Here is a 15,393-nt window from a genome sequence, read left to right on the forward strand (position 1 = left end):
GCACCAGCAGCGTCATGGACCAGCCGTCGGAGACGATGTGGTGCACCACCACGACGAGCAGGTGCTCTCCCGGCGCCGACGTCAGCAGCAGCGCCCGAAGCAGCGGCCCCGTCGCGAGATTGAAGGGCTGCGCCGCCGCTTCCCGCGCCAGGCGCCAGGCCTCTTCGGGAGGCGAGCCCGTGAGGTCCATGCGCTCCAGGGTGAGCGCCGGCTCCGGCGACACCACCTGCACGGGACCCGAGGCATCTTCACGGAAGGTGGTGCGAAGGACTTCGTGACGGCGCACGACTTCGCGCAGCGCGCGCTCCAACACGGCCACGTCGAGCGCGCCCTCCAGACGCACCGCCATGGGCACGTTGAAGAGGGAGGTGCCGGGTTGCAGCTGATCAATGAACCACAGGCGCTGCTGGGCGAAGGAGAGAGGCAGCGGGCGCGAGCGGTCCTGCACCGGGATGAGACCTTGGGCGGAGTTGCCCGAGGCGGCCTTCTGCGCGGCCATCTTCTTGAGCAACTCGGCGCGCTTCTCCGGTGAGAGGTTGGCGATCCGCTTCGACAGCTCGTGGCTCATCTCGTGTACTCCGCAATGGGGGCTGCCATGGCGCACGAACACCACTGGGGAGGTGGTGCTCGCGAGAAATCGGAACTGCTGCTGTTGCTGGGGTGCCGTCCTGCGCCGCTCTCCCGGGAGAAGCGCGGCGGTGGCCAAAATCGCGGTGTTACATTATTCCGTGACGACGTGACGTGTCATGAGGGCGACTCAGCGCTCCGGATCAGCGCTTGGGGGCTTAATAAATCCTTGTGTTTACGGTCCCCATCATAGGCGGGGGCTCCGACTTCGAAGCGCCCACGCGACCTGGTGGGCAGGCCACGGGCTCGGAAGCCTCCTTTGAAATGGGGCTACCAACGAACCCTGCGGAATGAGCCGCGAGGAGCGCCTGGCTCGCTCGGGCTGAATCCCCGCGCCTGAACGCTCAGGCGCGGGGGCGGACGGGGCTCAACTTCCCGTGGGCGCTTGAGACTCGCGGCCCGACGTCCGGGCGAGGAGCACACGCAGTTGCTCCACGATCAACCCGAGGTGTGGGTCCTGTAGCAGCTCATGGTGGCTGCCGGGGACATCGTGCACTTCCAGGCCGCCGCGGATCAGGCGCTCCCATCCGCGGTGACGCGGGAGCTCGGTCGCGGCCTCGCTGGCGCTCAGGAGCAGGGCAGTGCCGTCGTACGGCTGGGGCACGTACTTCTCCTGGGCGAGGAGGTTGGCCTGGAAGACGCGGAAGAGGGCGCGCAGTTGGGCGGGCCCGGAGTGCGCGTCGAGGATGCGCGCCCGGAGCCCTTCCTGGAACAGGTGCTCCAGCATCGCGTCGTCATCGCCCTGCGCCAGCGCTTCGGCGGAGACAGAGAGCTCCTGGCCGAAGGCGGTGGCGGTGGTCTGGGCGAAGGCGATCCTCACCCGGGCTTCAGAAGAGAAGCGAGCGTCCTGTGCGGAAGGCTGTGTGAGCCCGGGCACGTGGGCGTCGATGAGCGCGAGCAGGCCCACGGCTTCGCCAGCTTCGCGCAGCCTGCGAGCCATCTCGTAGGCGATGACGCCACCCAGGGACCAACCTCCCAGCTGGTAGGGGCCGTGAGGCTGAACCGTGCGGATGGCTTCGATGTAGAGGGTAGCCATCTCCTCGATGGATTCAGCGACGGGCCGTCCGTCGAGGCCGCGCGACTGGAGGCCGTAGACGGGCAGGGCGGGGCCCAGTCTGCGCGCCAGTTCCGAGTAGGCCAGCACGTTGCCGCCGCCCGGGTGGACGAGGAAGAAGGGCCGGTGGCCTGACTCTCCGCGCTCCAGCGGGACGAGGGGTGTCCAGGCCTGGGAGTCATCGCGGAGCACCTGGGCGAGCTGCTCGACGGTGGGCTGCTGGAAGAGGACGGAGAGCGGGAGGCTGAGGCCGAGGCGCTCGCGGATGGACGCGAGCATGCGGACCGCGAGCAAAGAGTGGCCGCCGAGTTCGAAGAAGCTGGAGCGGACGCCGACGGAGCGGACGCCGAGGACGTCCTCCCAGATGCGGGCGAGCTGCATCTCGAGCGCATCTCGGGGCGCGACGAAGTCCTTGGCCTTGGTGGTGTGGGCATCGGGTTCGGGTAGGGCCTTGCGGTCCACCTTGCCGTTGGAGTTGAGAGGCAGGGCGTCCAGCACCATGAAGGTGGCTGGCACCATGTACTCAGGGAGCCCTTGACGCAGATGCGCCCGGAGGGCTTCCACTTCCAGTGAGGCATTGGCCTTGGGCGTGACGTAGGCGACGAGGCGCTTGTCGGCGGCTTCGCCCTTGGCGACGACGACGGCGTCCTTGAGGCCGGGGATGCGACGGAGCGCTGCTTCGATTTCGCCCAGCTCGATGCGGAAGCCACGCACCTTCACCTGGAAGTCGATGCGGCCGAGGTACTCCAGGCGCCCGTCGATGCGGTACCGGACGCGGTCGCCCGTGCGGTACATACGGCCGCCGGGCGGGCCGTAAGGCTCCGGGACGAAGCGCTCCGCGGTGAGCTCCGGGCGCAGCAGGTAGCCACGCGCTTGTCCTTCACCCGCGAGGTACAGCTCACCGGCGACACCCACAGGCACTGGCTGAAGCGAAGCGTCCAGTACGTAGGCACGCGTCGCGGGCAGGGGCCTTCCGATGAGGGGCACCTCGTCACGGCCGACGAGGGAGGCGGTGGAGTAGGTGGTGTCCTCGGAGGGCCCGTAGAGGTTGAAGAGCTTCTGCACCGTGGGGACGGCGTAGACCTGCTTCGCCAGCGTCTCCGGCAAGGCTTCGCCCGCGAGGTTGATGACGCGCACGCCCGGAGGCACCGCATTCAGGCGCAGCAGTTGCGCCATGGCGGAGGGCACGGTGTTGACGAGGGTGACGTGAGAGGCGGTGGGCAGCTCCGCCAGGTGCAGGGCGTTGCGAGCCACCACCACCGCGCCACCGCTGCTCAACGGCGCGAAGAGTTCGAAGACGGAGAGGTCGAAGTTGAGGCTCGTCGCGGCGAGGGTGCCCTTCAGTTCCTCGGCTGAGAACGTGGCGAGCGCCCAGTGGAGGAAGGAGACAGCGTTGCCATGGGAGATGGCGACGCCCTTGGGACGGCCGGTGCTGCCGGAGGTGTAGATGAGGTAGGCGAGGTGGCCCGGATGGATGTCCACGGCGAGGGCGGTGGTGGGCTGCTTCGCCAGTTCCGCATCCGAGTCGAGGTACACCGGCGTCGCGGACGTCTCCGGCAGCGCGGAGAGCAGGTGCGAATGGGCGACGAGGGCGGGGCCCTGGGCGTCCTCCAGCAGCCAGCCCAGGCGCTCACGCGGGTAGCTGGGGTCCAGTGGCACGTAGGCGCCACCGGCCTTGAGGATGCCGAGTGCGCCGATGAGGAGGTCCTCGGTGCGCTCGACGCACAGGCCAACGCGGACTTCGGGGCCGACGCCCAGGCCGCGCAGCCGGTGTGCGAGCTGATTGGCCTTCGCGTCCAGCTCTCGGTACGTCAGCTGCCGCTCGGGCGTGATGACAGCAATCGCATCCGGCGTGCGGTGCACCTGGGCTTCCACCATCGCGGGGATGCTGGGATCACGAATCGCCAGTGCCGTTTCCGGATTCCACTCGACGAGGAGCTGCTGGCGCTCGGAGCTGGTGAGCAGCGGCAGGTCACCCAACCGGGTGTCCGGCTTCGCGGCAATGGCCTCCAGCAGCACTCCGAAGTGCCCGGCCATGCGCTGGATGGTCGCCGCGTCGAAGAGGTCCGTCGCGTACTCCAGCGTGCCGGCCAGTCCTGCCTGAACCTCCTGCAGGGCGAGCGAGAGGTCGAACTTGGAGAAGTGGGCTTCCAGCGGCAGGGCCTGGAAGGACAAGCCGGGCAGACGCAGCGCCTCGGTGGGCGTGTTCTGCAGGACGAACATGGCCTGGAAGAGGGGGCTGCGGCTCATGTCCCGAGTGGGCTGCACGGCCTCGACGAGCTTCTCGAAGGGCAGGTGCTGGTGCTCGAAGGCCGCGAACGTCGTGCCGCGCACCTTGGCGAGCAGCTCACGGAACGTCGAGCGCGGATTCAGCTGTGCGCGCAGGACGAGGGTGTTGACGAAGAAGCCGATGAGGCCTTCGGTCTCCGCCTGGGTGCGACCCGCGATGGGGGAACCCACGCTGATGTCGTCTTGCGCGGAGTATCGCGACAGGAGCACCTGGAAGGCGGCGAGCAGCACCATGAAGGGCGTGGCGCCCTCACGTCCCGCCAGCGTCTTGAGCGCGTGAGCGACCTCCGTGGGGATGCGTACCTCCACCGTGGCGCCCCGGTGCGACTGCACGGGAGGACGCGGGCGGTCCGTGGGCAGCTCCAGCGCGGCGGGGGCCCCAGAGAGCTGCTGCTTCCAGTAGTGGATTTGCGCATCCAGGACTTCGCCCTGGAGCCAGTCGCGCTGCCACGTCGCGAAGTCGGCGTACTGCACGGGCAGCGGCGTGAGGTGGGGCGCCTTGCCGTCATGGAATGCGGCGTACAGCGAGATGATCTCACGGACGAGGACGCCCATGGACCAACCGTCGGAGACGATGTGGTGCATCGTCACCAGCAGCATGTGCGAGTCCTCGCGCAGCCGCACCAGTGCACTGCGCAGCAGGGGGCCTGTGGCGAGGTGGAAGGGCCGGCGGGCTTCTTCGTCGGCCAGCTTCCGGGCTTCTTCCTCCCGCTGAGCATCGGGCAGGGCGGACAGGTCCGTGAGAGGCAGCGTCCATCCCGTCGGAGCCTGGATGCGCTGCGTGGGTTGACCCTGATGCTCGTGGAAGGTGGTGCGCAGGGCTTCGTGGCGGGCGACGAGTGACTCGAAGGCACGGCGCAGGGCCTCCACGTCCAGATGTCCGGAGAGCTGGAGCGCAGCCGGGAGGTTGTAGGAGGCGTCCTCTGGCTGGAGTTGATCCAGCAACCACAGTCGCTGCTGAGCGAAGGACAGCGGCAGCGGACCGTCATGCGCGACGCGGGTGAGCTTGGGAGCCTGAATGCTCGCGCTTCCGTGCAGCCGTGCGGCCAGGGCTTCCACCGTGGAGGATTCGAAGAGGGCGCGAAGGGGCAGCTCCACCCCCAGCTCCGTGCGCACGCGCGACACCACCTGCGTGGCCAGCAGCGAGTGCCCGCCCAGTTCGAAGAAGGAGTCCTTCACACCGACCTGGGGCAGACGCAGCACCTCCGCCCAGATGGACGCGAGCTTCGCCTCCACTTCCGTGCGAGGCGCTTCGTAGGTGTTGCCCGACTGCGGTGCTTCCGGCTCCGGGAGGGCCTTGCGGTCCACCTTGCCGTTGGAGTTGAGAGGCAGGGCGTCCAGCACCACGAGGGTGGCAGGCACCATGTACTCGGGGAGCCCCTGACGCAGATGTGTCCTGAGGGCTTCCACTTCCAGTGAGGCCTTGGCCTTGGGCGTGACGTAGGCGACGAGGCGCTTGTCGGCGGCTTCGCCCTTGGCGACGACGACGGCGTCCTTCAGGCCGGGGATGCGACGGAGCGCTGCTTCGATTTCGCCCAGCTCGATGCGGAAGCCACGCACCTTGACCTGGAAGTCGATGCGGCCGAGGTACTCCAGGCGCCCGTCGATGCGGTAACGGACGCGGTCGCCCGTGCGGTACATGCGGCCACCGGGAGGCCCGTAGGGTTCCGGGACGAAGCGCTCCGCGGTGAGCTCCGGACGCAGCAGGTAGCCACGCGCTTGTCCTTCACCGGCAAGGTACAGCTCTCCAGAGACACCCACGGGAACTGGCTGAAGCGAAGCGTCCAGCACGTAGGCGCGCGTCGCGGGCAGGGGGCGGCCGATGAGGGGCACTTCGTCACGGCCTACGAGAGAAGCGGTGGAGTAAGTGGTGTCCTCGGAGGGGCCGTAGAGGTTGAAGAGCTTCTGCACCGTGGGGACGGCGTAGACCTGCTTCGCCAGCGTCTCCGGCAGGGCTTCACCTGCGAGGTTGATGACGCGCACCGTGGGAGGCACCGCATTCAAGCGCAGCAGTTGCGCCATGGCGGAGGGCACGGTGTTGACGAGGGTGACGTGAGAGGCGGTGGGCAGCTCCGCCAGGTGCAGGGCGTTGCGCGCCACCACCACCGCGCCACCGCTGCTCAACGGTGCGAAGAGCTCGAAGACGGAGAGGTCGAAGTTGAGGCTCGTCGCGGCGAGGGTGCCCTTCAACTCGTCCGGAGAGAACGTGGCGAGTGCCCAGTGAAGGAAGGAGACAGCGTTGCCATGGGAGATGGCGACGCCCTTGGGACGGCCGGTGCTGCCAGAGGTGTAGATGAGGTAGGCGAGGTGGCCCGGGTGGATGTCCACGGCGAGGGCGGTGGTGGGCTGCTTCGCCAGTTCCGCATCCGAGTCGAGGCACACCGGCGTCGCGGACGTCTCCGGCAGCGCGGAGAGCAGGTGCGAATGGGCGACGAGGGCGGGGCCCTGCGCGTCCTCCAGCAGCCAGCCCAGGCGCTCCCTCGGGTAGCTGGGGTCCAGCGGCACGTAGGCACCACCGGCCTTGAGGATGCCGAGGGCTCCAATGAGGAGGTCCTCGGTGCGCTCGACACAGAGGCCGACGCGGACTTCGGGGCCGACACCCAGACCGCGCAGACGGTGCGCGAGTTGGTTGGCCTTCGCGTCCAGCTCCCGGTACGTCAGCTGCCGCTCGGGCGTGATGATGGCGACTGCATCCGGCGTGCGACGCACCTGGGCTTCCACCATCGCGGAGATGCTGGGCTCCTGCGTCGTCTGCGAGGCCGGCGGGTTCCAGTCGACGAGGAGCTGCTGGCGCTCGGAGTCGGTGAGCAGCGGCAGGTCACCGAGCCTCGTGTCCGGCTTCGCGGCAATGGCCTCCAGCAACACGCCGAAGTGCCCGGCCATGCGCTGGAGGGTCGACGCGTCGAACAGGTCCGTCGCGTACTCCAGCGTGCCCATCATGCCCGTCGGCGCCTCCCTCAGCCCCAGGGAGAGATCGAACTTCGCGAAGCGGGTTTCCAGCGGCAGCGTCTGCATGGACATCCCGGGCAGACGCAGCACCTCACCCGGCATGTTCTGCAGGACGAACATGGCCTGGAACAACGGATTGCGGCTCAGGTCGCGCGTGGGCTGCACAGCCTCGACGAGCTTCTCGAAGGGCAGGTGCTGGTGCTCGTACGCCGCGAGCGTCGTGCCTCGCACCTGGACCAGCAGTTCGCGGAACGTCGCGCGAGGATCCACCTGGGCTCGCAGGACCAGCGTGTTGACGAAGAAGCCGATGAGGCCTTCGGTCTCCGCCTGGGTGCGTCCCGCGATGGGGGAACCCACGCTGATGTCGTCCTGCGCGGAGTAGCGCGACAACAGCACCTGGAACGCCGCGAGGAACACCATGAAGGGCGTGGCGCCCTCACGCTGGGCCAGGGCCTTGAGGGCCTCCGTGAGGCTGGCGGGGACCCGCACGTCCACCGTGGCGCCCCGGTGCGATTGCACGGGCGGACGCGGCCGGTCCGTGGGCAGCTCCAGCGCCGCCGGAGCACCGGCCAACCGCTGCTTCCAGTAATCGATCTGCGCATCCAGGACCTCTCCCTGGAGCCAGTCGCGCTGCCACGTCGCGAAGTCCGCGTACTGCACCGGCAGCGGCGCGAGGGCGGGTGTCCTGCCCGTGCTGAAGGCCTCGTAGAAGGCCGCGACCTCGCGAACGAGGACGCCCATGGACCAGCCGTCGGAGACGACGTGGTGCATCGTCACCAGCAGCAGGTGCTCCTCCGCTCCCAGGCGCACCAGCAGCCCGCGCAGCAGCGGTCCTGTGGCGAGCTGGAACGGACGGCGTGCCTCCTCGGCCACGAGGCGCTGGGCTTCTTCCTCGCGCTGTCCCTCGGGCATCGAGGCCAGGTCGACGACGGGCAGCTCCCACGCCGCCGAATCGTGGACGCGCTGCGACGGCGCTTCGTGGGATGCGGCGAGCGTGGTGCGCAGGGACTCGTGGCGGGTGATCAGCGCTTCGAAGGCGCTTCGGAGTGCCTCGATGTCCACGCGGCCTGTCAGCCGTAGGGCGGTGGGGATGTTGTACGACGCATCTCCGGGCTGCAGTTGATCCAACAGCCAGAGCCGCTGCTGGGCGAAGGAGAGCGGAATGGCTCCTTCTCGAGACGCGGGCCGCAGTGGCGGAGCGCGGAGCACGGAGGACGGCGGCCCTTCGAGTTTCGGTGCGAGGGCTTCGACGGTGGGCGCTCCGAACAGGGCCCGCAGCGGCAGTTCGACGCCGAACGCGGCGCGCACGCGCGAGACGAGCTGGGTGGCCAGCAGGGAGTGACCGCCCAGCGCGAAGAAGTCGTCCCGGATGCCGACCTGCTCCACGCGGAGGACTTCGGCGAAGAGGGCCGCGAGCTTCTCCTCGGTGGTGTTGCGCGGCGCGACGAAGGCGGCCGAGCGCGGTGCATCTCCCGGTTCGGGCAGGGCCTTGCGGTCCACCTTGCCGTTGGCGTTGAGGGGCAGGGCCTCCAGCACCAGGAGCGAAGCGGGCACCATGTACTCGGGCAGCCGCTGTTGCAGATGGGCCCGCAGTGCCTCCACGTCCAGCGTCCGTCCTGGGTGCGCGGTGATGTAGCCGATGAGGCGCTTGTCCGCGTCAGCGCCCCGAGCCACGACAACGGCCTCGTTGACGCCCGGGAAGGCGCGAAGACCCGACTCGATTTCACCCAGCTCGATGCGGAAGCCACGCACCTTCACCTGGAAGTCGACGCGGCCCAGGAAGTCGAGCGTGCCATCGGCCAGCCAGCGAGCCTTGTCGCCGGTGCGGTAGAGCCGCTCGCCGGGTGTGGCGGCGAAGGGATGGGGGACGAAGCGCTCCGCGGTCAGGTCGGGGCGATGGAGGTATCCCCACGCGAGGCCCGGACCGCCGACGTACACCTCACCCGCGACGCCCACGGGCACCGGGTGCAGGTGTGCATCGAACACGTAGGCCGTGGCGTTCTGGATGGGACGGCCGATGGAGACAGGACCCTCCACGCGTGTGTCGCGGTGCAACGGCAGCGTGGTGGAGAAGGTGGTGTTCTCCGTCGGGCCGTAGGCGTGCACCAGCGTCGCCCCTTCAGCGAGGCGCGGGAGGTGGTCTCGCAGGCGCGACCAGGGCATTACGTCTCCGCCTGTGGCGACCTGGCGCACCGCCGCCAGGACTTCGCCCTGGTGCAGGGCCATCTGCTCGAAGAGCGCGGTCGTGATGAAGAGCGCCGTCACACGGTGGCGACGCATCTGTTCCGCCAGCTCCTCCAACGACAAGGCGTGAGGCGGGGCAAGGACGAGCTTCCCGCCGTGCAGCAGTGCACCCCAGATTTCGAGCGTGGAGGCATCAAAGGCGATGGGGGCGATCTGCAGCCACACCTCCTCGGATCCGAAGCGCATGAAGGTGCTGCCGAGCACGAGGCGGGTGATGCCCCGGTGGGGCACGCTGACGCCCTTGGGACGGCCCGTGGAGCCGGAGGTGAACATGACGTAGGCCAGGGACTCCCCCTCCACGCGGACGTCGGGGGCGTGCGTAGGGAGCGCGGCGATGACGTCCTGCTGCGCATCCAGCCACACACGCGTGCCGGAAGCGGGCAGCTTCGAGGCGAAGGGCTGATGCGTGAGCACCACGCTGACGTCGGCGTCCTCCAGCAGCGTCGTGATGCGTTCCACCGGGGCATTGCGGTCCACGGGGACGAAGGCCGCGCCCGCCTTGAGGATGGCGAGCAGGGCCGTCACCATCTCGAAGGAACGCTCGACAGCGAGGCCCACGCGCGCGCCCGGCACGATGCCGAGGGCGCGCAGGTGGTGGGCCAGTTGGTTCGCGCGCGATTCCAGTTGGGCATACGTCAGCGTTGCGTCCCCCAGGGCCAGGGCCACCGCGCCGGGCGTGCGGCGGGCCTGCTGTGAGAAGTGGACGTGGACGGGGACGTCCATGGGGCTCGCGACCCCGGTGTCGTTCCAATCCACGAGGATGCGCTGGCGCTCGTCGTTGGAGAGGAGGGACAGCTCGGACAGGGCCTGTTCTGGCTTCGCGGCCACGGCCTCCAGCAGCGTGCGCAGATGGCCCGCCATCCGTTCGACGGTGCTCCGCTCGAAGAGGCTGGTGCTGTACTCCATCAAGCCGACGAAGCCCTGCGGTGAGTCCTGCAGCGTCAGCGTGAGGTCGAACTTGGCGGAGCGCGCGTCGGACGCGACCTGCTGGAAGGTGAGGCCGGGGACTCGCAGGTCCTCGGTGGGCGCGTTCTGCAGGGCGAACATCACCTGGAAGAGCGGGCTGCGGCTCGTGTCACGCACGGGCTGGAGGACCTCCACCAGCTTCTCGAAGGGCACGTGCTGGTGCTCGTAGGCCGCGAGCGTCGTGCCGCGCACCTGGGCGAGCAGTTCGCGGAAGGTTGCCTTTGGCTCGACGTGGGCCCGCAGGACCAGGGTGTTGACGAAGAAGCCGATGAGGCCTTCGGTCTCTGACTGGGTGCGACCCGCGATGGGCGTGCCCACGGTGATGTCGTCCTGGCCGGCGTAGCGCGACAGGAGGAGCTGGAAGCCCGCGAGCAGCACCATGAAGGGCGTGGCGCCCTCGCGCCGGGCCAGCGCCTTGAGGGCATGGGAGGCCTCAGCCGGGAGCTGGAGGGAGAGGGCCGTTCCCTCGTGGGATTGGACGGACGGCCGCGGATGATCCGTCAGCAGCTCCAACGCGGAGGGTGCTCCCGCGAGCTGCTGCTTCCAGTACCCGAGCTGCGCGTCCAGCGTCTCGCCCTGCAACCACTGACGCTGCCACGCCGCGAAGTCCGCGTACTGCAGAGGCAGGGGGCTGAGGGCTGGCGCTGCGCCCTGGGTGAAGGCCGCGTAGAGCGTCACGAGCTCGCGCACGAGGACGCCCATGGACCAGCCGTCGGAGACGATGTGGTGCATCGTCACCAGCAGCAGGTGCTCCGCTTCTCCCAATCGCACGAGCGCCGTGCGCAGGAGCGGTCCGCGCTCCAGATGGAACGGCTGATGCGCATCCTCCGCGACCCGGCGCCGGGCCTCGGCCTCGCGCTGCTCCTCCGGCAGGTTGGACACGTCGATGCGCGGCAGGGTCCATGCACCGGGCGCGTGGATGTGCTGGGTGGCCTGGCCCTGATGCTCATGGAAGGTGGTGCGCAGGGACTCGTGGCGGGCGACCAGCGCTTCGAAGGCGCGGCGCAGGGACTCCACGTCCACGCGGCCCGTCAGGCGCAGCGCCGTGGGGATGTTGTACGACGCGTCGCCCGGGGTGAGCTGATCCAGGAACCAGAGCCGCTGCTGCGCGAATGACAGCGGCAGGGCGCCTTCGTGCGAAGAGGGGCGTAGCGGCGGCAGGTGATGCTCGGAGCGCTGGGCGCTGTCGAGCTTCGTCGCGAGCGCCTCCACCGTGGGCGCTTCGAAGAACACCCGGAGCGGCAGCTCCACGCCGAAGGTGGCTCGCACGCGCGAGACCAGCTGGGTGGCCAGCAGGGAGTGGCCGCCCAGCGCGAAGAAGTCGTCGCGGATGCCAATGCGCTCCGCCCGCAGCACTTCCGCGAAGAGCGCGGCAAGCTGCCCCTCGGTGTCGGTCCGCGGCGCGATGAAATCGGACGAACGCGCGAGGTTCCCCGGGTCAGGAAGGGCCTTGCGGTCCACCTTGCCGTTGGAGTTGAGCGGCAGGGCGTCGAGGACGAGGAGCGCGGAGGGAACCATGTACTCGGGCAGCTGCTGCCGGAGGTGGGCCTTGAGCGCTTCGGAGTCGAGGGCATGGCCCTCGCGTGCGGTGACGTAGCCGACGAGGCGCTTGTCGGCGGCTTCACCCTTCGCGACGACGACGGCGTCCTTCAGGCCGGGGATGCGACGGAGCGCCGCTTCGATTTCGCCCAGCTCGATGCGGAAGCCACGCACCTTCACCTGGAAGTCGATGCGGCCGAGGTACTCCAGGCGCCCGTCGATGCGGTACCGGACGCGGTCGCCCGTGCGGTACATGCGGCCACCCGGAGGCCCGTAGGGCTCCGGGACGAAGCGCTCCGCGGTGAGCTCCGGACGCAGCAGGTAGCCACGCGCTTGTCCTTCACCGGCAAGGTACAGCTCTCCAGAGACACCCACGGGAACTGGCTGAAGCGAAGCGTCCAGCACGTAGGCGCGCGTCGCGGGCAGGGGCCTTCCGATGAGGGGCACCTCGTCACGGCCGACGAGGGAGGCGGTGGAGTAGGTGGTGTCCTCGGAGGGGCCGTAGAGGTTGAAGAGCTTCTGCACCGTGGGGACGGCGTAGACCTGCTTCGCCAGCGTCTCCGGCAAGGCTTCGCCCGCGAGGTTGATGACGCGCACCGTGGAAGGCACCGCATTCAGGCGCAGCAGTTGCGCCATGGCGGAGGGCACGGTGTTGACGAGGGTGACGTGAGAGGCGGTGGGCAGCTCCGCCAGGTGCAGGGCATTGCGAGCCACCACCACCGCACCGCCACTGGAGAGCGGTGCGAAGAGTTCGAAGACGGAGAGGTCGAAGTTGAGGCTCGTCGCGGCAAGGGTGCCCTTCAGCTCCTCTGGAGAGAACGTGGCGAGGGCCCAGTGGAGGAAGGAGACAGCGTTGCCATGGGAGATGGCGACGCCCTTGGGACGGCCGGTGCTGCCAGAGGTGTAGATGAGGTAGGCGAGGTGGCCCGGGTGGATGTCCACGGCAGGGGCCGTGGTGGGCTGCTTCGCCAGTTCCGCATCCGAATCGAGGCACACCGGCGTGGCGGACGTTTCAGGCAGTGCGGAGAGCAGGTGCGAGTGGGCGACGAGGGCGGGGCCCTGGGCGTCCTCCAGCAACCAGCCCAGGCGCTCCCTCGGGTAGCTGGGGTCCAGCGGCACATAGGCACCACCGGCCTTGAGGATGCCGAGCGCGCCGATGAGGAGGTCCTCGGTGCGCTCGACACAGAGGCCGACGCGGACTTCGGGGCCGACACCCAGACCGCGCAGACGGTGTGCGAGCTGGTTGGCCTTCGCGTCCAGCTCTCGGTACGTCAGCTGCCGCTCGGGCGTGATGACAGCCAATGCATCCGGCGTGCGACGCACCTGGGCTTCCACCATCGCGACGATGCTCAGCTCCTGCGTCGTCTGCGAGGCCGGCGGGTTCCAGTCGACGAGGAGCTGCTGGCGCTCGGAGTCGGTGAGCAGCGGCAGGTCACCGAGCCTCGTGTCCGGCTTCGCGGCAATAGCCTCCAGCAACACGCCGAAGTGTCCGGCCATGCGCTGGAGGGTCGCCGCGTCGAAGAGGTCCGTCGCGTACTCCAGCGTGCCGACCATTCCCTCCTGAATCTCTTGCAGGGAGAGCGTGAGGTCGAACTTGGCGAAGTGGGCCTCCAGGGGCAGTGGCCGCAGGGAGAGGCCCGGGAGCTGGAGCGCCTCGGTGGGTGTGTTCTGCAGCGCGAACATCACCTGGAAGAGCGGACTGCGGCTTGAGTCGCGAACGGGCTGGAGGGCTTCCACCAGCTTCTCGAACGGCACGTGCTGGTGCTCGTAGGCCGTGAGCGTCGTGCCGCGCACCTGAGCAAGCAGCTGGCGGAACGTTGCTCGTGGATCCACCTGCGCGCGCAGGACCAGGGTGTTGACGAAGAAGCCGATGAGGCCTTCGGTCTCCGCCTGGGTCCGGCCCGCGATGGGCGTGCCCACGCTGACGTCGTCCTGCGCGGCGTATCGCGACAACAGCACCTGGAAGGCCGCGAGCAGCACCATGAAGGGCGTGGCGCCCTCGCGTCCCGCCAGCGCCTTGAGTGCGTGGGCGACCTCCGACGGGATGCGCACGTCCACCTTGGCGCCCCGGTACGATTGCACGGGCGGACGCGGCCGGTCCGCGGGCAGTTCCAGCGCGGCTGGCGCACCCACGAGCTGCTGCTTCCAGTACCCGAGGTGCCCCTCCAGCGTTTCGCCCTGGAGCCACTGGCGCTGCCACGCCGCGAAGTCCGCGTACTGCATGGGCAGTGGCGCGAGTGATGGGCCCTGACCCGCCCGGAAGGCCTCGTAGAAGGCCACCAGCTCACGGACGAGGACACCCATGGACCAACCGTCGGAGACGATGTGGTGCATCGTCACGAGCAACAGGTGGTCTTCCGCGCCCAACCGAACGAGCGCGGTGCGCAGGAGCGGTCCTTCTGCCAGATGGAACGGCTGGCGGACATCTTCGGTGAGCAGGCGTCGCGCTTCGGCCTCGCGCCGCGCTCCGGGCAGGGCGGACAGATCATGCAGGGGCAGGGTCCACGCACTCGATGGGTGGATGGACTGGACGGCCTGACCCTGGTGCTCGCGGAAGGTGGTGCGCAGGGCCTCGTGACGCTGGACGAGCGATTCGAAGGCACGGCGCAGGGACTCCACGTCCACCCGGCCCTTCAAGCTCAGCGCGCTGGAGATGTTGTACGAGGCATCCCCTGGAGTGAGCTGATCCAGGAACCAGAGCCGCTGCTGCGCGAAGGACAGGGGCGCCGTGGTGGCGCGCACCCTGGGGATGCTCGGCGGCGCCTGCACCGCGGAGGTCTGGGCGGAGTCGATTCGCTGGGCAAGCCCGGCCACGGTCGGGGCCTCGAACAGCGCACGCACGGGCAGCTCGCGCCGGAAGGTGGCGCGCACGCGGGACATGAGCTGGGTGGCCAGCAGCGAGTGGCCACCGAGGGAGAAGAAGTCGTCGTGGATGCCCACGCGCTCCACGCGCAGCACCTGCGTGAAGAGGGCCGCGAGCTGCTCCTCGGTGGCGGTTCCCGGCGCGACGTAGCTGGACGTGGGCGCGGTGCCCTGCGGCGCCGGCAGGGCCTTCCTGTCCACCTTGCCGTTGGCGTTGAGGGGGAGGGCCTCCAGGACGAGGAAGGCGGCGGGCACCATGTATTCAGGCAGCCGCTCCTTGAGGAAGGCGCGCAGGGCGGTGGTGTCCAGCTCCTGGCCTGTGGTCGGCACGACGTAGGCTACGAGCCGCTTGTCGCCGGGGACATCCTCGCGGGCGAGGACGACGGCCTCATGCACGGAGGCATGGGCGAGGAGGGAGGCTTCGATTTCACCCAGTTCGATGCGGAATCCGCGCACCTTCACCTGGAAGTCGAGCCGCTGCAGGTAGTCCAGTTGGCCGTCGGCCCGCCAGCGAACGACGTCGCCAGTGCGGTAGAGGCGGGCGCCCGGGGTGGAGGAGAAGGGATGCGGGATGAAGCGCTCGGCACTCAGGGCGGGCTGGCCCAAGTAGCCCCACGCGAGGCCCTCACTGGCGAGGAAGAGTTCCCCCGGGACGCCAATGGGCACCGGCTGAAGGTGAGCGTCGAGGACGTAGGTGCGGGTGTTGGCGATGGGACGGCCAATGGGAGGCCGGGTGCCGTCGTCACGTGTGGCGGGCGGGACGGGAGTGAAGGTGGCGACGACGGTGCTCTCGGTGGGCCCGTAGTGATTGAAGAGTGAGGCGGGTACGGAGGCAGGCGGGCCGTGGTGCAGGGCGTCTCCAC

General features: G+C 69.1%; 2 protein-coding genes. Both read right to left on the reverse strand.

Annotation, left to right across the window (positions count from 1 at the left end):
• Positions 1-568, reverse strand: a 568-nt coding sequence (locus tag D7X32_RS37435) for a condensation domain-containing protein (protein WP_244239401.1), incomplete at its 3' end; no start/stop codon positions are given.
• A gap of 426 nt (positions 569-994) precedes the next feature.
• A partial coding sequence (locus tag D7X32_RS37440; RefSeq protein WP_147450422.1) for a non-ribosomal peptide synthetase occupies positions 995-15,393 on the reverse strand: 14,399 nt, incomplete at its 5' end.

Origin of the sequence: Corallococcus carmarthensis (genome assembly GCF_003611695.1) — a bacterium.
In the GTDB taxonomy this organism is placed as follows: Bacteria; Myxococcota; Myxococcia; order Myxococcales; family Myxococcaceae; genus Corallococcus; species Corallococcus carmarthensis.